The following is a 24,771-nucleotide window of genomic DNA, read 5'->3' as shown; positions in this document are numbered from 1 at the left end:
ATCCGGTCAGGCGGCGGGCAATGCTCTCAGTACGGCAATCATCTATTTAATAAAACCAGCACATGTGAATTTAACATTGCTGAATGATGATTTCGGATAATGTTTTTACAAAGTGATAGGCCAGTTTTGCCGGAACAATTGATGGGGCGCACAGATGATCCAGAAGCCAAAAAAAAGCCGGAAAGAGCACGGCGGCAGTGATTATTTTCATTTCGTTATTCCTGCTACAGTAAAGTGTTACTTTACTCAAATGCTGTAAAAGTATCGTGGAGAGAGGGGCCATTTTTGTAGGGTTTGAACCACGAATGACTTTTCAGGCCCCAGCGATATTACGCATGAGGCCTGCGGAATTTAGCGGATGTCATTAATCCATTGTTGAAGTTTAGACTCAGGTTTAGATTTGCAGATTTTAATCAGCAAGGGCACGGATGTGGTATCGACTTCATGCCAGTCAACGTAATCACCCCCTTTAAACTGTGTGTCTTTGTTAATGATCCAGAAAGCCACTGGCGTCATCGCTTTTGGGTTCATATCAACAAATTCTTTGCAGGTCATATCCTGCGGGATATTCTCGTTGAGTTTCTCTGCATGAGCCATGCCGATCAATGTCGTGAACGTGGCAATAACAAGAAATGATTTACAAATATTTTTCATCGCGTTTGTCCTGATGTTAGATAGTCAATAAGATAGAAGTCATGTTAAGCGTAATGAATTGCTGATCTTTTTAGCAGGTGCCAAAATTTGTTATAAAGAATGAAATAGGTAAATGAACTGGATATCATTTCCAGACCAATAAACACCGATGTCAGCACAAAAGTTGTGTCTTCGTTGGCGCCCAGCCAAATGAAAGCAATAACCAAATCCAAAAAACCGATCAGCATACACCAGTAACGGCCGACCATGATGGCGTTTTTAAAGGCCGCAGAGAGACGACATATACCGGCCAGCAAAAATACAAAGCATATTGTTGCCGAGAGTATATTCATTCCGACGAGTGGGCTCAGAAATACCGCGACGCCCATAACTGAATAGATCAGACCGAAGATAATCAAACAAAAGATAGCCAGTTTTCCACTTTTTCTGAAGGTATAGATGCTGGTCAGGGAAAAAATACCGCAGGCGACGAGTAATACACCGGTTAAGTAACTGAGTGCAACCCCGGCATAAAAGGGGAAAAACAAACATAATATACCGCAAACCAGCAGCAGCAAGGCAAGGCTAAAGGCGGTTTTTTTATATTTCTCAAGAATCTTTTCATTGAGACCGTTCAGGGTATTACGATCAATAAGCAACATTACTACACCTTTGTTTTGAGATGGAATTTAATAGGGCGACTGTTAAGGGGTATTTTATTGATGCCGTAGTGAGTTGCCCATCAGAAAGTGTGCAACACACCCTCGTCTGGTTCTTACACGTGTCATCCACATCGCTCAAAACGGCCTCGTCGCTCTGATATCAACCCGTGTTTGCAAAGGCTAATATGACTTCGGTTTCACTTAATATTTAAATCAAAGGAAAATTCAATTATGAAACGTTTTGCATTGGTCACCTTGGTTGCAGCCATGATTGCAGCGGCCCCCGCGCTAGCGTCAGCAGCGACAGCATCGACAACTTCTGATTCCGCTACGAATGTAACTGCACAGCAGGTCCGCGCCGCCGATCAAATTGCCGCTCAGGGAAAGAATGCACTTCACGATATTCAATTAGCCCGCGTGGCCTTATTTCAGGGACACCCGGATAAAGCTGAAACACTGACAAATCGTGCCGCAGCGCTGTTGGCCGATGACAGTACGGACTGGTCAAAATACTTCCGTACCAATAAAAAAGCAGGCCTAAAAGATGACAACTATGTGGCCGTTGATGCCGCGATGGGTATTTCTGAGGATTTCGTCGCGTCACCAGAAAAACAAGAGGCTATCAAGCGAGCCAATAAAAAACTAGAAATTGGTGACAAAAAAGGCGCGGTCGAAGAACTACGTCTGGCCGGTATTAGCGTAATGGAGAACGTCTGCCTGATGCCGCTGAAGCAAACCCGCAGTGCTGTTGTAAAGGCTAAAAAGCTGCTGACCGAACATAAGTATTATGAAGCCAACCTGGCGCTGAAAGGGGCAGAGGACGGCATTGTGATGGACAGCACTGCGCTTGTCGCCGACTAGCCAATCTTTTTTGATGTCGGAGAAGTGCTAAATACCGACGTTATTTCCCTCGCAGAGGCACTCACCCTGTGGACGGTGTCTCTGCGCATAGCATCTTTTGAGTAAAGGTATCATCATGTCTACTCCTCTTCAGGGTATTAAAATTCTGGATTTTACCGGTGTGCAGTCTGGTCCATCCTGTACGCAAATGCTGGCGTGGTTTGGTGCAGACGTCATTAAAATTGAACGACCAGGCGTGGGCGATGTGACACGCCGCCAGCTGCGAGATATCCCAGATATTGACGCGCTCTATTTTACGATGTTGAACAGTAATAAGCGTTCGCTCGAATTAAATACCAAAACTGCTGAAGGAAAAGCAGTGATGGAAAAATTGATCCGCGAAGCCGATGTGTTGGTCGAAAATTTTCACCCTGGTGCTATCGATCACATGGGATTCACCTGGGAACATATTCAGGAAATTAACCCACGACTTATTTTCGGCTCGATTAAAGGATTTAACGCATGCTCTCCTTACGTCAATGTGAAGGCATACGAAAATGTCGCCCAGGCAGCAGGCGGAGCAGCGTCTACAACTGGCTTCTGGGATGGTCCGCCGCTGGTGAGCGCTGCGGCCTTAGGAGACAGTAATACGGGTATGCACCTGTTGATTGGGCTGCTTGCCGCGCTTTTGCACAGGGAAAAAACGGGCCGCGGCCAGCGCGTCACCATGTCGATGCAGGATGCGGTTCTTAATCTTTGTCGCGTAAAACTGCGCGATCAGCAGCGTCTGGAAAAAGTGGGCTATCTGGAAGAGTATCCGCAATATCCTGATGGAACGTTCGGCGATGCTGTTCCTCGCGGAGGGAATGCTGGCGGTGGCGGTCAGCCTGGATGGATCCTGAAATGCAAAGGATGGGAAACCGATCCTAACGCGTATATTTATTTTACCATTCAGGAGCAGAACTGGGCCAATACGTGTAACGCTATCGGCAAACCGGAATGGATTGACGATAACGCTTACAACACCGCGAAGGTGCGTCAGCCAAAAATTTTCGAGATTTTTGATGTTATCGAAAAATATACATTGACTCTGGATAAGCATCAAGCCGTGGCTTATCTCTCCTCATTTGATATTCCATGCGCCCCGGTACTCAGCATGAAAGAAATCGCGCATGATCCCTCATTAAGAGAGAGCGGCAGCGTCGTCGAAGTTGAGCAACCTTTGCGTGGAAAATATCTGACGGTGGGATGCCCAATGAAATTCTCTGGGTTTACGCCTGAAATTAAATCAGCCCCTCTGTTGGGCGAGCACACGGTTGAGATCCTGAAGGAGCTCAATTATAGCGATGACGAGATTACGGCGCTCAAAAATAGCAACGCCATTTAATTCTAGAGGAGCGTTGGCTCCTCTTTTTAAAGACTTCAGAGGCAATTCATAATGTCGGAAGAACAAGAACTGACTGACGGTATGCATATTATCGTCGAGGCACTTAAGCAAAACAATATTGACTGTATTTATGGGGTCGCGGGTATTCCCATTACGGATATGGCGCGACATGCACAGGAGGAAGGCATTCGCTATATCGGTTTTCGTCACGAGCAATCAGCAGGTCATGCTGCGGCCATCCGCGGGTATCTCACCCAAACGCCAGGAATTTGTCTGACCGTTTCCGCGCCGGGCTTTATGAACGGGCTGGCAGCCCTTGCCAATGCCACGGTAAACGGTTTTCCGATGATTATGATCAGTGGCTCCAGCGACCGTGCCATCGTCGACCTTCAGCAAGGCGATTACGAAGAGTTGGACCAGATGAATGCGGCTAAACCCTATGCTAAAGCCTCTTATCGTGTCAACAAGCCAGAAGATCTTGGTATTGCGCTGGCACGCGCTATGCGTGCAGCGACGTCCGGGCGGCCGGGTGGGGTGTATCTCGATCTGACGGCAGGCGTTTTGTCCGCCACGCTGAGCGTCACCGAGGCCCAAAAAAGTATTGTTAAGCTTGAACAACTGGCCTTCAGGCAGCAGCCGGATGACGTTTCGATCCTTCGTGCGATATCGCTGCTGGAAAAGGCTGAATGTCCGCTGGTCATCCTTGGAAAAGGGGCGGCGTATTCCCAAGCTGATGAAACGATCCGCAACTTTATAGAGGGTATTCAGATTCCCTTTCTTCCTATGTCCATGGCCAAGGGGCTGCTGGAAGACACGCATCCGCTCTCGGCGGCGGCGGCGCGTTCGTTTGCACTGGAGAATGCCGATGTCGTGATGCTTGTGGGGGCCCGTCTCAACTGGCTGCTCGGTCACGGTAAAAAAGGGTGGTCAGAGGATGTGCAGTTTATTCAACTGGATATTGAACCTCAGGAAATCGACAGCAACCGAAAAATTGCTGCACCGGTTGTGGGCGATATCAGCTCAGGAATGGAGAAAATGGTGTCTGTATTGACCCAAAATCCGTTCAGCGTACCCCTGGCGTGGCGCGATATCCTGAACGTCCATAAACAGGTCAATACCGATAAAATGCAGGCGAAAGTGAACACTGTCACCGCTCCGCTGAACTATTTCAACGCACTTGGAACGATCCGCGATGTGCTCGCCGACTACCCCGATATTTACCTCGTCAATGAAGGGGCCAATACGCTGGATAATGCGAGAAACATTATCGAAATGTATAAACCTCGCCGCCGCCTGGATTGTGGGACCTGGGGTGTTATGGGAATAGGGATGGGCTATGCCATCGGAGCCAGCACCACAACCGGCAACCCGGTGGTGACGATTCAAGGCGACAGTGCGTTCGGATTTAGCGGCATGGACATCGAAACCGTCTGTCGGTACGGCCTGCCTGTGACCGTCATCATCTTCAATAACAACGGGATCTATCGCGGTGATGGGAAAGATCTCAGCGGCAAGGGCGACCCCTCACCGACAGATCTGCTACGCCACGCGCGCTATGACAAACTCATGGATGCCTTTGGTGGGCTGGGCTTTAACGCGACAAACGAAGAAGAGATCCGTCACGCGCTCACGGCCAGCATTGAATCCAGAAAGCCTTCAATCATTAATGTGGTGATTGATCCAGAGGTGGGCACAGAGAGCGGTCATATTACAAGGCTGAATCCTAAACATCTGGCCAGTCATTAAGACACTCCCCGCATTAACTTCCCCTCTGGTGTAGCGCAGAGGGGAGATCGTAAGGATATCGTTATGTTTACTTTTTTTACCGGCGATTTGTTGCCCATCATCGTCGTTATGCTGCTGGGGTATGTCAGCGGTAAGCGCCAGGCTTTTGATGAGGAGCAGGCAAGGGCGCTTAACAAGCTGGTGCTAAATTATGCGCTCCCTGCGGCACTCTTTGTGTCGATTGCCCGAGCGAATCGCGACATGATCTTTGCCGACTCCCGGCTGACGCTGATTTCGCTGGTTGTCATCGTGGGCTGTTTTCTGTTTTCCTGGTTCAGCTGTTACAAATTCTTCAAACGAACCCGGGCGGAAGCAGCAGTCTGTGCGCTGATAGCGGGTTCACCCACTGTAGGTTTTCTTGGGTTTGCCGTGCTTGACCCCATCTACGGTGCCTCGGTTTCAACCGGGCTGGTGGTCGCCATCATCTCGATTATTGTGAACGCGATTACGATTCCTCTCGGGTTGTATTTACTCAATCCTGCTGAGGGTAAAGAGGGCATGAAAGGAGGCAAATTTGATGCGCTTATATCTGCAGCTAAAGAACCCGTAGTTTGGGTGCCGCTGCTGGCCACGATTTTGGTACTGCTTGGTATAAAAATTCCGGCTTCCTGGGATCCGTGCTTCAATCTCATCGCCAAAACTAACTCGGGTGTAGCGGTATTCGCAGCCGGGCTTACGCTGGCGGCCCATAAGTTCGAACTCAGTCTGGAGATTGTTTATAACACCTTCCTTAAGCTGATACTTATGCCGTTGATTTTGCTGATCGTGGGCGTGCTATTCCATCTCAATGCGGAGCAGCTCCAGATGACCGTTTTGGTTGGCGCACTGCCTCCAGCCTTCTCCGGCATTATCATCGCCAGTCGGTTTAATACCTATACACGTTCCGGTACCGCCTCCCTGGCTGTCAGCGTCGTGGGTTTTATGATCACTGCACCGATGTGGATATACATCAGCCGCCTCTTTTCTTAAGTCGCACTTTCGCATTTTGGTTGCGAGAAGCCTTGATGGTTTTTCGCAACCCACACTGAGCTTAACGTCATGAATGAAACGAACGTACCAGGGCCTTTTAGCGGCCTTCTGGTGATTGATATGACACATGTACTGAATGGCCCGTTCGGTACGCAAATTTTATGCGACCTGGGCGCACGCGTGATTAAAATCGAGCCGCCCGGCCACGGAGATGATACCCGGATGTACGGCCCGTTTCTAAACGGTCAGTCTTTATATTACAGCTTCGTTAATCGGGGCAAAGAGAGCGTGGTGCTCGATCTTAAGACCGACACGGACCGGGCAGTCTTCATCAATATGCTGAAAAAAGCCGATGTGCTGGCAGAAAATTTTCGCCCAGGGACGCTGGAAAAACTGGGATACTCGTGGAAAACCTTACAGACGATTAATCCCCGGCTTATCTACGCATCGTCGTCAGGGTTTGGTCACACCGGGCCACTGAAAGATGCCCCTGCGTATGATACCGTGATTCAGGGCATGAGTGGCCTGATGATGGAGACCGGTTTTCCAGACGGGCCTCCCGTTAGAGTGGGCACCTCTATTTCCGATCTGTGTGCGGGGCTGTATTTGTTTAGTGGTATTGCCAGCGCTCTATACGGACGGGAAAAAACGGGGCGCGGCGTACAGGTGGATATCGCGATGTTTGATTCGACGCTCACGTTTCTTGAACATGGAATGATGAGCTACATCGCCACACACCACACGCCACCGCGTCTTGGCAACCGCCATCCCTATATGGCGCCCTTTGACGTATTCAGCACAGCGGATAAACCCATCAGCATTTGTTGTGGGAACGACAAGTTGTTCGACGCATTGTGTCGCGCCCTTGGGCGAGCGGAGTTGAGCGTCGACCCGCGTTTCGCCACGAACCTGCAGCGCGTGGAAAATCAGGCGGCGCTTAAGGCAGAAATTGAGGCGATAGTGTCCAGACAACCCTCCGCCGTCTGGCTGGCGCGCCTGGACGACGCAGGTGTGCCCGTAGCCCCCATTCTGAGCGTGGCAGAAGCGGTAGAACTCCCGCAGACGCAGGTCAGAAATATGATGATTGAAGCCGGTGGCGTACGGATGCCCGGTAACCCAATTAAGCTCAGCGGCTATCAGGATCCGCATTACCGCACGGGAGCGGCCACGCTTAACCAGCATGGCGAGGCAGTCCGTAGGGAATTTACCTAAGAAATCCTTTCCCGAAAGAAGGATGACAGCGCTTCCGGGAAAGGGCAGATCAGGCGTCAGCGTTGGTAAGATAGTGTGCAATCTCCTGTTCAATTTCGCCCGAGCAGGCTTCCAGTTTTTCCATTTGCTTTGTAATTATCTTAGCGTCAGGTGGAGTGACCAGGGACTCGAGCTGGTGGCATATTTTGCGCAAATCTATCAGATTAAGTATGCCGGCGGAGCCATGAATACGATGGATACGTTTTTTGAACGCCGGCCAGTCCTCCTCCTGCCACGCCAGTTGCGCCAGGGATAAATCTTCATGGAGAGCGTCGATGAAGGTCATCAGGATTTCGCGTATGAGCTCCGGATCATTTTCGGTATCGGCCTGAAGCCTTTCGATATCGAGATGTTGATACGCGGTATAAGGTGCCGTGACGACATTCAGTTGGCTCAGGTGGATTTTTAGCCTATCCAGGGTTAGGGGTTTAAACAGACACAGATCCATGCCATGGCTCAGCGCGCGCTCACGTTCGTGCGTTTGCGCATTGGCAGTGAGTCCCCATATCGTTAGCGGGTGATTTTTCTGACGTAGCGCCTGCGTCAACTCGAACCCGTCGAGTTTTGGCATGTTGATATCAGTGATTAACAAATCAACATGCTGCTCACTGGCTTTGATAAGCGCATCCTGGCCATCGCAAGCCTCTGTCACGGCATAGCCAAGCGTATTCAGCTGTCTTTTAAGAAGGAGACGATTGGTCGGGTGATCGTCCGCAATAAGGATCTTTAAACGGGCTGAGAGCTGACAGGAATTCTGATGGTTATCGGCTACCATGCTCTTGCGTGACATGATGGCAACGGGGATAGAAATGCTGAAAGTCGACCCAACGCCAGGACAACTTTTTACGCTAATCTCACCCTGCATTTTGGCGACAAGCTGTTTGCAAATAAGCAATCCAAGCCCTGAGCCCGTTTGCTGACGCCCACATCGTGTCTGGCTGTAAGGCTTGAAGAGCACTTTTTGTTCCTCTTCGCTTAACCCGCAGCCGGAGTCTTTGACGTGGATAACCAGTCTTGCCGTGTCGTTATCTTCCTGAGTCAGCGAAGCATGAAGCGTTACGCCACCTGCCTCTGTAAATTTCAACGCATTGCTTAACAGGTTGTTAAGGACCTGCTTGATTGCCTGAGGATCAATCATGACCAGGCTATTTTGAGCGATAGAACTTTCGATCGTTAAGGCAATGTTTTTTCTGGCGGCGAGCGTGTGGTAGGCACGGTAAATCATCATGAGGTGGTCTGCCAGGCCAACCCATTCGGGCTGCAACTGATACTTGCCGGACTCTATTTTGTCGACGTCCAGGATTTCACCAATCAGGCCAAGCAGAGATTGTCCTGTTGAATACGCGAGTTTCATGGCTTCCGCCTGTTGTTCAGCGGACTGTGTTTGACTGGCGAGCAGTTCCAGAAAACCCATAATGGAGCTTACTGGTGTTCTAATCTCGTGACTCATCGTGGCCAGGAATTGACTCTTGGCTACCGTCGCGTCAATGGCTTTGTTTTTTTCAACCTCGAGTGCATGAATGAGAGAATGCGTTTCAGTGATGTCTTCCCAGCCACAAATGAACACCCTGTCTGCGCTGGCAGGCATGTCGCAAAAGGTCACCCAGTGTTTGATATAACGCGTCGCCAGGCCATTACTGATTTCAAACTCGCACGTAATGATGGGACGATAGCCGTTCTCGTCGAGTTGCAAGCCCGAAAATTCAGCCATGATGGTTAAGAATGGCGAATGCGGATGCGTTAAGGGCAACGATGCTGTCGCGTAGTATTCCGGGGTGAAATACTGAGCAAATGCGCTGTTATGACTGGCAATAAGACCTGAGGGTTCAACCACATAGCTTGGATTGGGTAAAGAATCTGACAAGGCTTTGCGAAAGGAGATTTGATTTTCCAGATCGCCCTGTATCGCTTTACGACGATTCACTTCGCGTAGCAGATAAAAGCCCCAAAGCAGGCTACTGACTATCAGTGACACCGCAAGAGCTGTGACAATGTAAAACTGCTGGCTATAAAGATCCCATGTATCGATTGTGACATTGGGCATCTTTGTCCATTTTTCGGTTAAGCGCAGCAATTCGCTCGGCGGTAAATTATTCAGGGCTTTATCAATAATACTTTTTAACTCAGGTTCACCGCGAGGCAGGGCAAAGGTAATTGCCGCACGAGGAATATCCTGAATGCGAAAGAAAATCTGCGAATCCGGATAGTAATGGTCGAGCATATATTGCGCCGTGGGCTGTAAGGTAACTAGCGCATCAAGCTTACCTTCCTGAACCTGATGAAATGCTGCACTCGCATTGTCGACAGCCACCCATTCCACATCAGGGTGCTGCGCTTTCAGCGTTTCTCCCAACCCGTAATAAAGGGGTAATCCGACCTTCATACCCGGCAGAATTTTGTGGATTTTCATCCGATCTTTTTTTATGACATAGACATAGGGTGACATCATGAGTGCATTGGTGAAAGCGACCTGATGTTCACGCTGCTCTGTATAGATTGCGCCAGGAAAAATATCCCAGTTTCCTTCAGGATGCAGGGCTTCGCCCGCGGGTGTCACGGGGGAAGAGACAGGCACAAATTTCATTCCCGTTTGCAGCTCGATGATATTAAGCAGGTCGCCCATCATGCCGCGAGGGGTTCCTTCTTTATCGGTGATGAGAAAAGGAGGGTGGAAGGACGTTACCAGCACATTGACCGTTGGGTGCTTTTTTATCCATTTCCTTTCCTGCTTCGTTAGCGCCAGAGGCTGGTTAATAAAATCCAGATTGCCGACATTAAGCCAATTTTGCGCAACATCCCGTCTGACCTCATTCGTCAGACTTTTGACAAACCTGTTCAGGATCTCGGGTAGTACGGGCATCTCTTTACGGGTGAAAAAGAAGCTGCTTTTACAGGGGCAATCATAATATTTGATAGTATTGAGAGAGTGTGTGAAGTAGCGAGAGATTAACGTACTGGTCACGATATTGCTGCCGATAAAATACAGATTATCGCCGGACGAAACGGAGGCAAGCGCCTCGTAGTAATCATCATAATCGATAATGGTGGCATTGGGGAATGAACGATAAATGTCCGAGTTCGTTGGATAGCCTTTCACCCGAGCAATGCTCACGGGCTGGTTAGTACCGATGGGGCTCATGGTGTTTTCAATCGTGGTTACCAGCACCGGATAGGTGGTGATAAGGGGTCGGGAGACGTTAAAGGAGACATCTTTCGGACGTGTGTTAAGCAGGTCCGTCAGCATGACGTCGACATCACCATTCTTTAGCGCGTTAGCGGCATCACTCGCTTGAGGATAGATCCGCAGCACGATATTAACCTTGAGGTTTTGCTGCAGTAATCCCAGATAATCGACGTTGATCCCTTTCGCTTTTTGATCAGGAACGGTTTGCAGCAGCGTCGAATGCATGGTGCGGTCGATGGCAATAAAAAATTGCTTCTTGCTGTTGAGCCAGCGAAGCTCGTCATCAGTTAAACGCAAATCGTCCAGTTCGACGCTGCCATTGGTGTACTGAATATTGACATCCGTGTAAGTTGGTAGGGCAAAGGCATGTACATGGAAAAAGAGAAAAAAGGGGATGACAAAAACGTTGATCAGATGCATTCGGTTACCAGATCTTAGTGTTCTGCGCAAACGTGAAAAGGTTCATAAGTGATTTGCACTCAAGTTTTTCCATCAGTCGACTTTTATAGGTACTTACGGTTTTATTGCTGATAAACATTTTCTCGGCGATGGTATTGTTATCACACCCGTCGAGTATGTAGCGCAGTACGGCGATCTCCTGCCGGGACAGCGAATCTAATTTCTGCTGGTCAGAAGTAAGACGTCCGGTAAAACGTTCGAGGGCGAAGGGAAAGTAACAATAACCATTTTTCGCCGCTTCAATGGCCGCAATAATATTATTGACACCCTCCTTTTTACTAACAAATCCGTTTGCTCCTGCTTCCGCACTATAGCGACCATAAAAATAATCATTTTTGGCCGAAACGATAATGACTATGCCGGTGTAATGGCGTTTTCTCAGCTTCTCTAAAACTTGAATGCCATTGTAACCTGGAATATCTACGTCAATGATCATGATGTCAGGTTTTAGCGTTTCCATGTAATGAACTGCCTTACTGCCATCGCCGAGTTCGGCCAAAATTTCCATGGCGTGCTTACGCAGTAAATTACGTATAGCCGTAATAGCAAGAGGGTGATCGTCAATGATAATCGCTTTCATTTAAATATCTTATCCAATTAAAATTGTTTTCGCTGCGAACTCAACGTGTCACAGAGATTGAAGATTCAAACGATAATAGTTCCATGTCAAAACTGACCTGGAGGAAAGAGAGGTATAAAACAAGAGTCATGGTAAAGCCAACAAAGTAAACGAAACATGAATGAATGCAATTGGAGTTATTAGTTGTTGAAAATCATGTTCTTACGGTTATCTTTTTGAGCGTGGGATGACAGTTGTAGGAATTTTGAGGCAAATATATCAGGGAAATCTGCTTTTATATTTATGAAGTCTTTCTATCCTGTTCTCATTCGCAATGGACATATTGTGCATTTCTCACAAACAGAGGTGTTTACTGTTTGTTAAATCTTATGTGAGTTATCAATACATGATCTTAACAAGAGACTGAAAAGTGGAACAGGACAAAACATTAGAAAAAAAGAAGACCAGGAAAATATATTTTGCTGTATTTTTAGTCGTGTTACTGTTGGCAGCGATTAGCCTATTTTCTTACTGGGATATTATTCTCAGGCATCAGGTTAGTACGGATGATGCTTATGTGACGGGTAACATGAATTCCATCTCATCACAAATAAGCGGCAGCGTGACGAGCGTAAATTATACCAATACGGAATATGTGCATCAGGGGGATATCCTTGTCAGTTTGGATAAAACAGATACGCTGATTGCCTTCAATCAGGCAAAAAACAATCTTGCTAATACGGTACGCGAAATGCGTAAACTTTATCTACTCGCATCTCAATATCAGGCCAATGTTGCCGCTGCGCAAATTCAATCAAAACAGGCTTCAGAGGATTATCTCAGGAGGCAACGTCTTGCGGGAAGTGGACTTATCGCCCATGAAGATTTGGAACATTCAAAAGATAATGCGATCAGCAGCAAAGCGGCACTGGAAGCGGCTATTCAGGCCTATAACGCTAACAGGGCTTTAATTATGGATACCACCCTGGAGAAACAGCCTCAGGTGCTCCAGGCCGCGGAACAGATGAAACAGGCCTGGCTTGCGCTGCAGCGAACGGATATACGCAGCCCTGTTACGGGCTATGTGGCGCAGCGTAATGTCCAGGTTGGCGAGACGATCGCTTCTGCCCAGCCGCTGCTGGCCGTGGTGCCAGCCCAGCAAATGTGGGTAAATGCCAATTTCAAAGAGACACAATTAACGAACGTCAAAATCGGCCAAAGGGTTACGCTTACCAGCGATCTCTATGGAGATAAGGTCATCTTTCACGGTCATGTTAAGGGCATCAATATGGGAACGGGCAATGCGTTTTCGCTGCTTCCATCGCAAAATGCATCCGGTAATTGGATCAAAGTTGTTCAGCGCGTGCCTGTTGAAATAGAACTGGATAAAGGTGAAATAGGACGATACCCCCTGCGAATTGGCTTGTCGATGAATGCAACAATCGATACTGACGGAACCACCAGCGCCCCGATGCCGGTGAATTCATACGTTACCTCAGTTGTTCCTGCGTACGCCAGCGATGCCCTCGTAATTGATACCGGGCCAGTAGACGATGAAATTCACACAATCATCAAAATCAATGGTCAACGCTAATGAAAACCCTCAAATCTTTGCCGGAGCCATTGCGCGGTGCGACGCTGATCTGCATGACGTTCGCGCTTTCGCTGGCGACCTTTATGCAGATGCTGGACTCCACGATTTCCAATGTCGCAATCCCGACCATTTCAGGATTTCTGGGCGCCTCCACGGATGAAGGGACGTGGGTAATCACCTCCTTTGGGGTCGCAAATGCGATCGCGATTCCTTTAACGGGTCGCCTCGCCCAGCGCTTCGGTGAATTACGCCTTTTTTTATCCTCAGTAACCTGTTTTTCACTCGCGTCGCTGGCATGCGGCTGCTCGACGAGCCTTGATATGCTGATTTTCTTTCGCGTAGTGCAGGGGGCGATGGCGGGCCCGCTTGTCCCGCTGTCACAGAGCCTGCTGCTGCGAAATTATCCGCCAGAAAAAAGGACCTTTGCACTGGCCATGTGGTCAATGACGGTGATTATTGCGCCTATTTGCGGCCCCATTTTGGGGGGATATATTTGCGATAATTACAGCTGGGGCTGGATATTTTTAATTAATGTGCCCATGGGCGTCATCGCTGTTTCACTCACCGCCACACTGTTAAAAGGACGTGAAACTGAAACGCAATCCGTGAAAATGAATTACTTTGGGTTAACCCTGCTGGTTCTGGGGGTGGGGGCCTTACAAATCATGCTTGATAAAGGCAAAGATTTGGACTGGTTTAATTCTACCACGATTATAGCACTCGCAATAATATCGGTTATCTCACTTATATCATTGATTATCTGGGAATCAACGGACGATAACCCCATTCTTGACCTGAGTTTATTTAAATCGAGGAATTTTAGCATTGGAATCGTCTGCACTTCCTGTGCTTTTCTATTTTATTCAGGTGCGATTGTACTAATGCCGCAGCTATTGCAGGAAACAATGGGGTATAATGCAATCTGGGCGGGGCTGGCCTATGCTCCAATCGGAATCATGCCTTTAATTCTATCACCTGTCATCGGCTTTTATGGCAACAAGATTGATATGCGCATTCTTGTGACCTTCAGTTTCATAATTTATGCTATCTGCTATTACTGGCGGTCAGTGACGTTTACGGCTGAGATAAATTTTCTCAATATCATTAGCCCTCAGATTCTGCAAGGCTGCGCGGTGGCGTGCTTTTTCCTTCCACTGACCACGATAACCCTTTCAGGCCTGTCGGATAATAAATTTGCTAATGCCTCAAGTATGAGTAACTTTTTCCGCACGTTGTCGGGGTCAATTGGCACCTCACTGACCATGACCCTCTGGAGTCGCTGGGAATCCGACCAGCATACGTTACTGACCGGTCCAATTAATTTTTTTAACCCCGTTTTACATGCCTTCCTTGAACAAACAGGACATATTGGGTTGTCATTTTCTCAGTCGCTAGGTGAAATTAATCAATTGATAACACAGCAAGGAATGGTGATTTCTGCAAATGAAATATTTCGCCTTTCTGCTATTGCATTTATCCTGCTCACTGTACTGGTTTGGTTCGCCCGTCCTCCTTTTAGCGAGGGAAGAAAGGGGAGCGTTACAGATCGCTAAAGGAATCCATAAAGTAATCCGCCTGGGTTGTGGATGTTAATTTCTCCCGTAATTCCCCTCAGGATGACAACGGTAAGACGGAGATGACAAAGCGTGATCTGTAATCTCATTCTTTGCTGATGTGTTAGTCATTAAAATCGTTCAAGTGTTGTATTGATTCCATTCGGGGCGTAATTCGAATCGAATCAAGACGCGTTACGTTGAACGTAATCTATTTCGCTTTATTTCACCAAGGATATTCGAGTGACGATGAAAAGTGTTAAGAAAACAATCATTAGCTTTACCCTTTTTTCAACCCTGTTGCTCTCAGGATGTTCCATGATACCTGATAGTTTGAAGGGCGGGGAGGTTGCAGTGAGTCCCGCAACCTATGAACAACTTTCATTGATGCCTGATATGTATAAGGGGCAGGAGGTTCGACTGGGCGGGAAGGTTCTGAATGTCATTAACCTTCCAAACCGTACAATTATTGAATTAGGGGTGCTGCCTCTCAATAGCTATGCGCAACCTAAAATTCAACAATCTTTCCAGGGCCGTGTGTTGATCTATTCAGATAAATTCCTTGATCCTGATAATTTCCGCAATCGATATATTACCGTTCTTGGAAAAATGGACGGAACCGAGAATCGACTTATTGGCAAGCGACCTTACCGTTTTCTGAATGTTGGCCTGATCAGTTATCAGACGTGGCAGCTCGAAAATACTTTCATGCCAAATGATGGTTGGGTTTATGCATGGTCCCCTGAATGGGGTATTGCCCCTCCGCCAGGGTACTTCTATAGTGCGCCAGAAACGGTAAATGAAAACTCGTATCTGGAACCTTGATCCAGGAGGCATTATCTTATCACGTTGGAAGCGTCAGGATTTACATCGTGACGCTTTTTAACATTGAAATACTTGCTCTAAGGCTTGGGTTTAGCGACGGTGTTGCGACGAATTAAACGTAGGCAATCCACATATGCAGAAGATACTGGTGGAGCTGGTTAGACAACCCCGATTCTTGCCAGTTATGCAGCAAAAACCGTAATGTCTGCGAATACTTTTCAGCAAATGTTCTGTTTTTCATTGCTCGTGCATACCATCGTAAAAGGTGAAAATTTTCACTATTCGAGGTCATTTCACCTCTCTGCTGCTTATGCAAATAGAGTGATATAAGTGCACACCAGATTAAATGGGAGACGCTTTCCTTTGAAACCCCTGTTTCAAACCCAGCGTATTCTTTACTATTTGTTAAATTGTTTGTCATTTTCTTCATCACTTTTTGAGGCTTATCATCCCGTTAGTCTGGCATGAACACTATCATTCATAAATCAGAAAGAATGTATGGGCCAGAAAGCGAATTCTTTCGCATGTCATCCTGATGATGATTTCGAGGAAGATCGGTGGACACATTTCTTGTTTGATTATCACAATTTATAACAAAAGAGATGTTACATGTGTTCCTTATCCATTTAATTGGCGTTTATGAAGATGGACTTACACTTCCGGAAAGAATAAATGGTGAGGTTAAAGTAAATGGATAAGTTAATGATTACCGGCGTAACCGGGTTCATTGGTGGTGCAGTTCTGGAAAAGATTATCAACCAAAATGAAGAGTTGAATTTATTATTACTTGTCAGGGCGGTCGATCATGATGCTGCACTTGAACGGGTCAAAAATAACATGCGCAAGTTCAATGTCGATGAACGATGTCTGCAGCGTTTGAATAAATCCCACATTTTACTGGGAGATTTAGCGGCTCCCGCAACGTTTCTTAACGCTACTGAACTTCAGGATGTCACTCATGTTATTAACTGCGCAGCAGTGGCCTCTTTTGGCAATAATCCGCTGATCGAAAAGGTGAATATAACGGGGACTTTTGAATTCGCTAAACGGATGAATGAAAACAAAAATCTGAAACGTTTTCTACATGTGGGCACGGCCATGTCATGCACCCCAGAACCCGATTCATTGGTCTCAGAAAATGCGAGTTTCCCACAGGATGCAGAACACCTGGTTGAATACACGCGTTCAAAATCTACCATTGAGCGCTTAATGCGCGAAAATTTTCCCCAATTGCCACTGGTTATCGCCAGACCTTCTATTGTTGTCGGTCATACGCTGTATGGGTGTCAGCCTTCAAGCAGTATTTTTTGGGTCTTCCGGATGGGGTTGATGCTACAGAAATTTATGTGTTCGCTGGACGACAAAATTGATGTTATACCCGTAGACTATTGTGCTAATGCGTTACTGATGCTTCTTGAAAGCGAGCTGGAAAACGGCGAGATTGTCCACATTTCTGCCGGGGAAGAGAATAGCGTAAAGTTTTCTGATATCGACAGGGCAATGGCACAGGCTCTTAAAGCGCAGCCTGTCGGCGATCGCTACAGGCAGGTGGATTATGAAGCGCTTGTGAAAATGCGTCATCAACTTAAAAAAATCTTTGGTCCTTGTAACGAACGGCTGATGTTGAAAGCGATGCGCTTGTATGGCGCATTTGCGATGATGAATGTGCGTTTTAACAATGAAAAATTGCTAAGACTGGGCATGGTAAAACCACCCAAATTTACCGATTACCTCTCTCGCTGTGTTCAGACCACCCGAGAGTTGCCCATTCCTCAACAAATGATTGTCGATTTTAAATAACCTTTTAGTCAATACCTCCCTCACAGATTGTAGGGGAGGGATGACTCAGGCAGAGATGCTCCATCCCACATAACTTTCCACGCAATAAATATAAGTGCTAGAGATATCCTTTTCCGACTTATGTAGGAATGATAATACAAATAGAGTATACGTGTCCTATGTTTTATTTAATAGAGCCTGTTACGATCATTAATAACTGTATTATTTAAGAAGTGAAAGGTACAGGACAAATTCTCTTTCCTATTGAAGTGGAACAGTTATGGACAATAATAAACCTAAAGCCTCATCGGCAGGTCATCAGTTGGGTGTTCTGGCGATGACGCTATTGGTCGTCAGCGCCATGTTTGGCGGCGGTATATTCAATATCCCTCAAAATATGTCCCAGTCTGCCGCGCTTGGTGCGATTATTATCGCCTGGATAGTGACAGCTCTGGGTATTTTCTTTCTGGCGAAAACGTTTCAAATACTCTCCAATGTAAAACCTGAGATGAAATCAGGAATTTATATGTACTCCAGAGCGGGCTTTGGAAAACTTGTTGGTTTTCTCATAGCCTGGGGATATTGGATGTCTACCGCATTTGGTAATGTAGGCTATGCGGTTCTCTTAATGGATGCACTTAACTATTTCTTCCCGCCCTGGTTTAAAGGCGGAAACACATGGCAGGCTGTTGCATTGGCCTCGCTCTGTATCTGGGGGATGAGTTTCCTGGTGATTCGTGGCGTAAAGGCCGCTACGCTATTGAATAATATCGGCACAATCGCAAAATTTGTTCCTGTCATCATTTTTATTGCTATCGCGCTGTTTTACGCCGTTCAATATCATCGTTTTTCTGTAGATTTCTGGGGGAACATGAAGTCGAATATACTCAGCGATAAGCCACTGGGAAGTATTTTCGACCAAATAAAGAGCACGATGCTGGTTACGCTGTGGATGTATATCGGTATCGAAGGTGCTGTGGTGCTCTCTGATAAGGCTGATAGTAAGACCGTCGGTAAAGCAACGATATTAGGTTTTATCATTACAACGGTACTCTACGTTGCCGTTTCGGTACTGCCCTATGGCTATTTCTCCCAGGGAGAACTGGCCGCTATGGCTCCGCCTTCAACCGCCGCAATATTGTCTAAAATGGTCGGGCACTGGGGGGCAGTTATGATTAATTTCGGTGTGATCGTTGCTTTACTTTCATCCTGGCTGGTGTGGACAATGCTTGTCGCGGAACTTCCCTGGGCGTGCGCTAAAGACGGGGCTTTTCCGAAGGTTTTTGCCAGAACCAATGATGCTGGCGTAGCGAATGTATCATTGTGGACGTCCACTGTGGTTATGCAGTTAGCAATGCTGCTGGTTTATTTCTCAAATAATGCATGGAACGTCATGCTGTCAATCACCGGCGTGATTTTACTTCCCGCTTATATTTGTTCTTCGGCATATTTATGGCGTTTGATCTACACAAAGAAATATCCTGCAGAAGCAGCGTACGGGGCGACGACGGCACTTCTGACGAGTATTTTCGCAACTGTCTATGGTTTTTGGCTTATTTATGCTGCGGGGCTATCGTACATCCTGGTGGGTTGCGTTATTTACACCATCGGTTTGCTGGTTTTCTATAAAGCCAGGAAAGAAGAGTCACCCGATGAACCCGCATTTACACGTCATGAACTTTATATCAGCCTGATCATGGTCGCTATCGCCATTATCTCTCTGGTTATGCTATTCGATGGCATGCTTCCGGAAATTTATTCGTTTTAATTTATCTATATATCAAGTTGAGGATCGTATGAAAGCACATATTTTACCAGCGAAGAACACATATATTACGGGCAAATGGATGCCGTCTGATGAAAATACATTGGCATTCTGGCTCAATAAAATCATGAAAGAAGAAGCGGTGACTGAACGACCTTTACTGCCGGTTATTCAGGAATTTAAAGATTTTATCGAAAGCGATCCCGTTATTTTCATGCATTTCAATGAAATGTTCGAAGAGGTTCCTCATCGTCTGACCCATTCACCGATGAACGTACCGCAGGTTAGGGATTATGAACATATGCTTCGATTAATGAACATTATCATGACACACGCTCCGGAATTCGATGAGAGCGGGTTAGTTGGATTCCCTTTTAACGCCATTTTTAACTGGTCTATGGCTACTGAAAATGGCTGGAGCGCATTCCTGAATGATAAAATTAACGCGCACCTGAAAAAAATCCTCAATGAATGGGCCGTGTTCCTGCAGTCAGCTGAAAGTGTGCGGGTCCTGAATGATGATCCTGAAACTGGCTGGTTTGGCGAGCGTGCCCGCAAAGCCATGCCCACTTTCATTGATGATTTTCAATGCGACCCAACCAGACCACACTATGGTTTTACATCATGGGATGACTTTTTCACGCGTCGTTTCAGGGAAGGGGTTCGTCCCGTAGCTTCCCCAGAAGATGACAACGTCATCATCAATGCCTGTGAATCCGCGCCTTACCGTCTGGCCACAGATGTCCAACCGGTGGACAAATTCTGGCTTAAAGCACAACCTTATGCGTTGAATTACATGCTGGATCACGACGAACTGGCCGAGCATTTTGTCGGTGGAACAATCTATCAGGCGTTCCTGAGTGCCCTTAGCTATCACCGCTGGCATGCGCCAGTATCCGGACGCATTGTCAAAACGAAAATTATAGATGGCACGTATTATTCCGAAGCGTTATCTCAGGGACGGGACGATGCGGGTCCGAATGCGTCACAGGGTTATATTACCGAGGTGGCTACCCGTGGATTAATTTTTATCGAGGCAGATAATAAAGATATCGGTCTACTCTGTTTTATGGCTGTTGGCATGGCGGAAGTGTCCACCTGTGATATCCGGGTTTACGAAGGGCAGTACGTGCATAAAGGCGATGAGCTGGGTATGTTCCATTTCGGTGGCTCGACGCATTGTCTATTCTTTGCCAAAGATGTCGTGCTCGATTTTGATCTCCAGGGACAAGTGCCTGGCCTGGAAAGTCATAACATTCCGGTTAATGCCAAAATAGCGACGGTGAAACCTAAAGATTGTTGTTGAGGATCAGAAGGCCAGACGTGATCTGGCCTATCGCTATTAAGTCGTTCAGGCTATTTTTTCAGAATTTCCTGGCGGATGATTTCCGCCCCAGCGCTCAATGCCTGCAATTTACCTTGTGCGACCTTGTGGGGCAACGGAGCCATGCCGCAGTTGGTCGACGGGTAGAGCTTATCGGCATCGACAAACTGCAGCGCTTTGCGCAGCGTATCGGCTACTTCCTCCGGCGTTTCGACGTGATTTGTCGCCACGTCAATTGCCCCGACCATCACCTTTTTACCGCGGATCAGCTCCAGCAGATCCATCGGCACGCGCGAGTTATGGCACTCGAGGGAGATGATGTCGATGTTAGACGTTTGCAGCTTCGGGAAGGCTTCTTCATATTGCCGCCACTCTGAACCCAGCGTTTTCTTCCAGTCGGTGTTGGCCTTGATGCCATAACCGTAGCAAATGTGTACCGCGGTTTCGCACTTAAGCCCTTCAATGGCGCGTTCCAGCGCGGCGATACCCCAGTCGTTGACCTCATCAAAGAAGACGTTAAAGGCTGGCTCGTCAAACTGGATGATATCGACGCCCGCGGCCTCCAGCTCCCTCGCTTCCTGATTGAGGATTTTGGCGAATTCCCACGCCAGCTTTTCACGGCTTTTGTAATGTGCGTCATAGAGCGTGTCGATCATCGTCATTGGGCCTGGCAGCGCCCATTTAATCGGTTTGTCCGTCAGCTGGCGCAGGTACTTCGCGTCGTCTACGAACACCGGTTTCTGACGCGCGACGGCATCAACCACGGTGGGTACGCTGGCGTCGTAACGGTTACGAATGCGTACCGTCTGACGGTTTTCAAAATCAACGCCGCTGAGATGCTCAATAAACGTGGTGACAAAGTGCTGACGGGTCTGTTCGCCGTCGCTGACAATATCAATGCCCGCTCGGATCTGATCGTCGAGGGATAAACGCAGCGCATCGCGTTTACCGGCAATTAATTCTTCATCCTGCAATTTCCAGGGGGACCACAGCGTCTCGGGTTGGGCAAGCCATGACGGTTTAGGTAAGCTGCCTGCCGTGGACGTCGGGAGCAATGTTTTCATAATAAAAGACCTTTGGTGACGATGTATTAAAGCGCGTAGCAATCAGACCACTGCTCGAGTATGTGTTTGTAGGGCTTAATAAAATGCTCTTGCGTGAACTTACCCTGTTCAACCGCTAAATGACTGCGTTCTTCCCGGTCGTAAACAATTTTGGTCAAGGAGTGATCCTGCTGGTTCAGATCGGGCTGATAGCAATGCCCCGCCGCCGAGTTGGCGTTGTATATTTCCGGGCGATAAATTTTCTGGAAGGTTTCCATCGTGCTGATGGTGCCGATCAGTTCCAGGTCGGTGTAATCACGGAGCAAATCGCCGGAGAAATAGAAGGCAAACGGCGCGACGCTGTTTTCAGGCATGAAATAACGCACCTGTAACCCCATTTTCCCGAAGTATTGCTCGGTCAGCGAGGTGCCGTTCGGGCGATACTCTATCCCCAGTACCGGATGCTGATTTCCGGTGCGTTGATAGGTGTCTTTGCTGGAAACGCTTAAGCAAATCACCGGCCCTTTTTTGAAATTCTGTTTATAGACGCCTGAATTGACGAAGCTTTTAAACAGATTCCCGTGCAGCACGCCAAAGTCCTCGGGAAGGCTGAACGCCGCCCGGTTTGCATTGTGCTCGGGCAGTACGACGCTGAAATCATAGTCCCGCACGTAAGAAGAGAAGTTGTTTCCGACGATCCCGTCGAGGCGTTCGTTGGTTTTTTTATCAACGATATAGGTTTTCAGGATTTCAATGGCCGGGAAGGTGGCATGGCTACCTTCTTCAGCAATATTCAGGTCGGCTGAAATGATCTCAAGTTCCACGGCGTAGCGATCCGCGTTGGGGTTATCCCAGTGGGCTAACGCGTTGAAGCGGTTGTTAATCATCACGAGAGTATTACGCAAATTTTCCTGACGTTTCTCCCCGCGTGCCAGATTGGCAAAGTTGGTCGTCGTGCGCGTGTTTTCTGAAGGGTTATAATTTTCATCAAAGCAACTGCGCTTAAGCGTAAAGGTAAAAGCCTGGCTCATCGTGGTTTGTATCCTGACTGTTCATGTTGCTGATTCGTTAACAATGCATAATTTATGCCTGAGCGACGGGGCGAGGGGAAGTGACTTAATTTCACTGCAACATGAGGGTTCTTCATTCACGCCAAACCGTGTCGCTGGCACAGCCCGGCGGATTCCAGATATAATCACTAAAATTTACAACCGGTTTAGAAACGAAAATGACAAAACTCACCCTACAAGAGCAGATGCTGAAAGCGGGTCTGGTATCAAGCAAGAAGATGGCCAAGGTTCAGCGTACGGCGAAGAAGTCACGCGTACAGGCTCGTGAGGCCAGAGAAGCAGTGGAAGAGAACAAAAAGGCGCAGCTTGAGCGTGACAAGCAGCTTAGCGAACAGCATAAGCAGGCTGTGCTGGCAAAAGAGTTTAAGGCGCAGGTGAAACAGCTTATTGAGATGAACCGCATCACCGTATCAAAGGGCAACATCACCTTTAACTTCACCGACGGCAATCTAATTAAAAAGATTGAGGTGGATAAACAAACTCAGGCTCAGCTTATTAACGGTCGACTGGCGATTGCGCGTCTGGTCATCAATGCCAATGGCGACTGCGAATATGCAATCATCCCGGCGGTGGTGGCGGATAAAATCGCCCAGCGCGATGCCGACAGCATTGTATTAAACAGCGCGCTGAGTCAGGAAGAGCAGGATGAAGACGATCCGTATGCTGACTTTAAAATTCCTGATGATTTGATGTGGTAAATACCTGTCAAAACGGTGCAGCGTGACGGGCGTTGATCGCCTCTCCGCTCACCGGATGCACAAAGTCCAGCCCGCTGGCGTGCAACATCAAACGCGGCGTCCCTTCAGCCCCCGGCATTTCAAGCCCACCGTATAAATCGCAGCCCAGAATAGGGTGCCCCAGCTGCTGGCAGTGAATGCGTAGCTGGTGGGTCCGCCCGGTTTCCGGAATCAGTTCGACGCGCGTTAACGGCAATTCCTTACCCTTATCAATACGCTCCACTACCCGAAAGCGGGAGCGGGCCGGTTTGCCGCTGATGGCGCAAATTGACATTAACGGGAACAGGGCCGGGTCTTTAGCAATTGGGGCATCGATTATCCCTTCGTCGTCCTTAACGTGTCCGCAGAGCAGGGCGGTGTACGCTTTGCTTACGGCGCGCTGGCTGAACTGATGGCACAGCGCCGCGTTGATCGCTTTGTTTCGCGCAATCACCATAATGCCGGATGTGCCGAAATCCAGGCGATGCACCAGGGTGCAGCCGGGGAACGTCTGGACCAGGCGGTAATGCACCGAATCGAGATTCTGCGGGTTCTTCCCCGACAGGCTCAGCAGCCCGCTGGGCTTGTTGATCAGAATAAGATCGTCGTCCTGCCAGAGGATCTCAATGTCTTGCGTACACGGTGGGGCAATAAAGGTATCGATAATTACAGACATCAGGCTGCCCGGCTTAAGAGTGGGAGCGGATGATAACGAAATGCGGGGAAAAAGAAAAACCCTCCCACCGGGCGGTGAGAGGGGGAATACTTAGGCTGTTACCAGGCTGTCGATAGCGGCTTTCGCATCGGACTGCGCTTTGGTCGCCACTTCCGGACCGTACGCGATACCTTCAGCGAACACGAAGTTCACGTCGGTGATGCCGATGAAGCCCAGGAACAGGGTCAGATACGGTGAAACCAGGTCAGTTGGGGTATCTTTGTGGATACCGCCACGGCTGGAGAGCACGATGGCACGCTTGCCTTTCACCAGGCCTTCTGGACCGTTTTCGGTGTAACGGAAGGTTACGCCCGCACGCGCCACCAGGTCGAAGTAGTTCTTCAGTTGAGTTGGAATGTTGAAGTTGTACATTGGGGCGTTGATGACGATAACGTCGTGCGCCTGCAGTTCAGCAATCAGTTCATCGGACAGCGCCAGGGCTTCCTGCTGACGAGGGGTCAGTGGGGCATCGCTTGGGCGCAGTGCGCCAACCAGCTCACCGTCGAGGACAGGAACAGGGTTAGCGGCCAGGTCGCGAACGGTGATTTCGTCGGCGGAGTGCTGCTCACGCCATTGTTCAACGAAGTAGTCGGAAAGCTGACCAGACTGTGAGTACCCTGCCAGAATACTGGATTTCAACACTAATACTTTGCTCATG

Annotated in this window: 21 protein-coding genes; 12 read left to right on the top strand and 9 right to left on the bottom strand. The window is 48.1% G+C overall.

Features of this window, described 5'->3' with window-relative positions:
• Positions 1 to 70: 70 nt before the first annotated feature.
• The 3 genes from I6L58_RS02100 to I6L58_RS02090 all read right to left on the bottom strand — a co-directional run bounded on the left by I6L58_RS02100 (position 71) and on the right by I6L58_RS02090 (position 1,295).
• Positions 71 to 211 carry a hypothetical protein gene (locus I6L58_RS02100; RefSeq protein WP_176399403.1) on the bottom strand — a complete coding sequence of 47 codons (141 nt, stop codon included), beginning with the start codon at positions 209 to 211 and terminating at the stop codon, positions 71 to 73.
• 140 nt (positions 212 to 351) lie between these two features.
• Positions 352 to 654 carry an acid-activated periplasmic chaperone HdeB gene (gene hdeB, locus I6L58_RS02095; RefSeq protein WP_088207329.1) on the bottom strand — a complete coding sequence of 101 codons (303 nt, stop codon included), beginning with the start codon at positions 652 to 654 and terminating at the stop codon, positions 352 to 354.
• 44 nt (positions 655 to 698) lie between these two features.
• A complete protein-coding gene (locus tag I6L58_RS02090; protein WP_088207328.1) occupies positions 699 to 1,295 on the bottom strand; it encodes a DUF308 domain-containing protein in 597 nt (198 codons plus the stop codon).
• A 231-nt stretch (positions 1,296 to 1,526) separates the two neighbouring features.
• On the opposite strand from I6L58_RS02090, the gene I6L58_RS02085 reads away from it, so the two are divergent.
• From I6L58_RS02085 to yfdE, 5 genes are all read left to right on the top strand, one after another.
• A complete protein-coding gene (locus I6L58_RS02085; protein WP_088207327.1) occupies positions 1,527 to 2,156 on the top strand; it encodes a YfdX family protein in 630 nt (209 codons plus the stop codon).
• A gap of 115 nt (positions 2,157 to 2,271) precedes the next feature.
• Positions 2,272 to 3,522, top strand: a complete 1,251-nt coding sequence (gene frc / locus I6L58_RS02080) for a formyl-CoA transferase (RefSeq protein ID WP_088207326.1) — start codon at positions 2,272 to 2,274, stop codon at positions 3,520 to 3,522.
• Between the two features lie 51 nt (positions 3,523 to 3,573).
• Complete coding sequence (gene oxc, locus I6L58_RS02075; protein ID WP_088207325.1) at positions 3,574 to 5,268, top strand: oxalyl-CoA decarboxylase; 1,695 nt, start codon at positions 3,574 to 3,576, stop codon at positions 5,266 to 5,268.
• A 63-nt stretch (positions 5,269 to 5,331) separates the two neighbouring features.
• On the top strand, positions 5,332 to 6,276 hold the full coding sequence (yfdV, locus tag I6L58_RS02070) for a transporter YfdV (RefSeq protein ID WP_088207324.1): 945 nt from the start codon (positions 5,332 to 5,334) through the stop codon (positions 6,274 to 6,276).
• A 69-nt stretch (positions 6,277 to 6,345) separates the two neighbouring features.
• On the top strand, positions 6,346 to 7,488 hold the full coding sequence (gene yfdE, locus I6L58_RS02065; RefSeq protein ID WP_088207323.1) for a CoA:oxalate CoA-transferase: 1,143 nt from the start codon (positions 6,346 to 6,348) through the stop codon (positions 7,486 to 7,488).
• Positions 7,489 to 7,537: 49 nt separating this feature from the next.
• Here the strand turns inward: yfdE and I6L58_RS02060 are convergent, their stop codons facing one another.
• Positions 7,538 to 11,131 carry a response regulator gene (locus I6L58_RS02060; protein WP_088207322.1) on the bottom strand — a complete coding sequence of 1,198 codons (3,594 nt, stop codon included), beginning with the start codon at positions 11,129 to 11,131 and terminating at the stop codon, positions 7,538 to 7,540.
• 4 nt (positions 11,132 to 11,135) lie between these two features.
• Entirely contained in the window at positions 11,136 to 11,750 is a 615-nt protein-coding gene (gene evgA / locus I6L58_RS02055) for an acid-sensing system DNA-binding response regulator EvgA (RefSeq protein WP_058608847.1), read from the bottom strand.
• Between the two features lie 409 nt (positions 11,751 to 12,159).
• On the opposite strand from evgA, the gene I6L58_RS02050 reads away from it, so the two are divergent.
• The 6 genes from I6L58_RS02050 (at position 12,160) to I6L58_RS02025 (ending at position 20,551) form a co-directional block, all read left to right on the top strand.
• Positions 12,160 to 13,323, top strand: a complete 1,164-nt coding sequence (locus I6L58_RS02050; RefSeq protein ID WP_088207321.1) for an EmrA/EmrK family multidrug efflux transporter periplasmic adaptor subunit — start codon at positions 12,160 to 12,162, stop codon at positions 13,321 to 13,323.
• On the top strand, positions 13,323 to 14,876 hold the full coding sequence (locus I6L58_RS02045; protein WP_088207320.1) for a DHA2 family efflux MFS transporter permease subunit: 1,554 nt from the start codon (positions 13,323 to 13,325) through the stop codon (positions 14,874 to 14,876). Before I6L58_RS02050 ends, I6L58_RS02045 begins: the two co-directional genes overlap by 1 nt.
• Positions 14,877 to 15,125: 249 nt before the next feature.
• On the top strand, positions 15,126 to 15,701 hold the full coding sequence (locus I6L58_RS02040; RefSeq protein WP_088207319.1) for a Slp family lipoprotein: 576 nt from the start codon (positions 15,126 to 15,128) through the stop codon (positions 15,699 to 15,701).
• A gap of 690 nt (positions 15,702 to 16,391) precedes the next feature.
• Positions 16,392 to 17,501: an SDR family oxidoreductase gene (locus I6L58_RS02035; RefSeq protein WP_088207318.1), complete on the top strand. Its 1,110-nt coding sequence runs from the start codon at positions 16,392 to 16,394 to the stop codon at positions 17,499 to 17,501.
• A gap of 259 nt (positions 17,502 to 17,760) precedes the next feature.
• Positions 17,761 to 19,248, top strand: a complete 1,488-nt coding sequence (locus I6L58_RS02030; RefSeq protein ID WP_088207317.1) for a basic amino acid/polyamine antiporter — start codon at positions 17,761 to 17,763, stop codon at positions 19,246 to 19,248.
• Between the two features lie 28 nt (positions 19,249 to 19,276).
• Complete coding sequence (locus I6L58_RS02025; RefSeq protein ID WP_088207316.1) at positions 19,277 to 20,551, top strand: phosphatidylserine decarboxylase family protein; 1,275 nt, start codon at positions 19,277 to 19,279, stop codon at positions 20,549 to 20,551.
• Positions 20,552 to 20,601: 50 nt separating this feature from the next.
• Here the strand turns inward: I6L58_RS02025 and I6L58_RS02020 are convergent, their stop codons facing one another.
• The gene (locus tag I6L58_RS02020) at positions 20,602 to 21,633 is read right to left on the bottom strand and encodes a methionine synthase (RefSeq protein ID WP_058608840.1); all 1,032 of its coding nucleotides are present in this window, start codon (positions 21,631 to 21,633) and stop codon (positions 20,602 to 20,604) included.
• 26 nt (positions 21,634 to 21,659) lie between these two features.
• The gene (locus I6L58_RS02015; protein ID WP_088207315.1) at positions 21,660 to 22,643 is read right to left on the bottom strand and encodes a DUF1852 domain-containing protein; all 984 of its coding nucleotides are present in this window, start codon (positions 22,641 to 22,643) and stop codon (positions 21,660 to 21,662) included.
• 197 nt (positions 22,644 to 22,840) lie between these two features.
• Between I6L58_RS02015 and I6L58_RS02010 the strand changes: the two genes are divergently transcribed.
• Complete coding sequence (locus tag I6L58_RS02010) at positions 22,841 to 23,380, top strand: DUF2058 domain-containing protein (protein WP_088207314.1); 540 nt, start codon at positions 22,841 to 22,843, stop codon at positions 23,378 to 23,380.
• Positions 23,381 to 23,387: 7 nt separating this feature from the next.
• Here I6L58_RS02010 and I6L58_RS02005 read toward each other — a convergent pair whose 3' ends face one another.
• Positions 23,388 to 24,074, bottom strand: coding sequence for an RluA family pseudouridine synthase (locus I6L58_RS02005; protein ID WP_088207313.1), 687 nt, complete (start codon positions 24,072 to 24,074; stop codon positions 23,388 to 23,390).
• A gap of 90 nt (positions 24,075 to 24,164) precedes the next feature.
• Positions 24,165 to 24,770, bottom strand: coding sequence for an FMN-dependent NADH-azoreductase (azoR, locus tag I6L58_RS02000; protein ID WP_088207312.1), 606 nt, complete (start codon positions 24,768 to 24,770; stop codon positions 24,165 to 24,167).
• Position 24,771 lies beyond the last annotated feature (1 nt).

The organism is Enterobacter cancerogenus (assembly GCF_019047785.1).
GTDB classification, from domain to species: domain Bacteria; phylum Pseudomonadota; class Gammaproteobacteria; order Enterobacterales; family Enterobacteriaceae; genus Enterobacter; species Enterobacter cancerogenus.
This window is presented reverse-complemented; position numbering and strand designations above follow the sequence as displayed.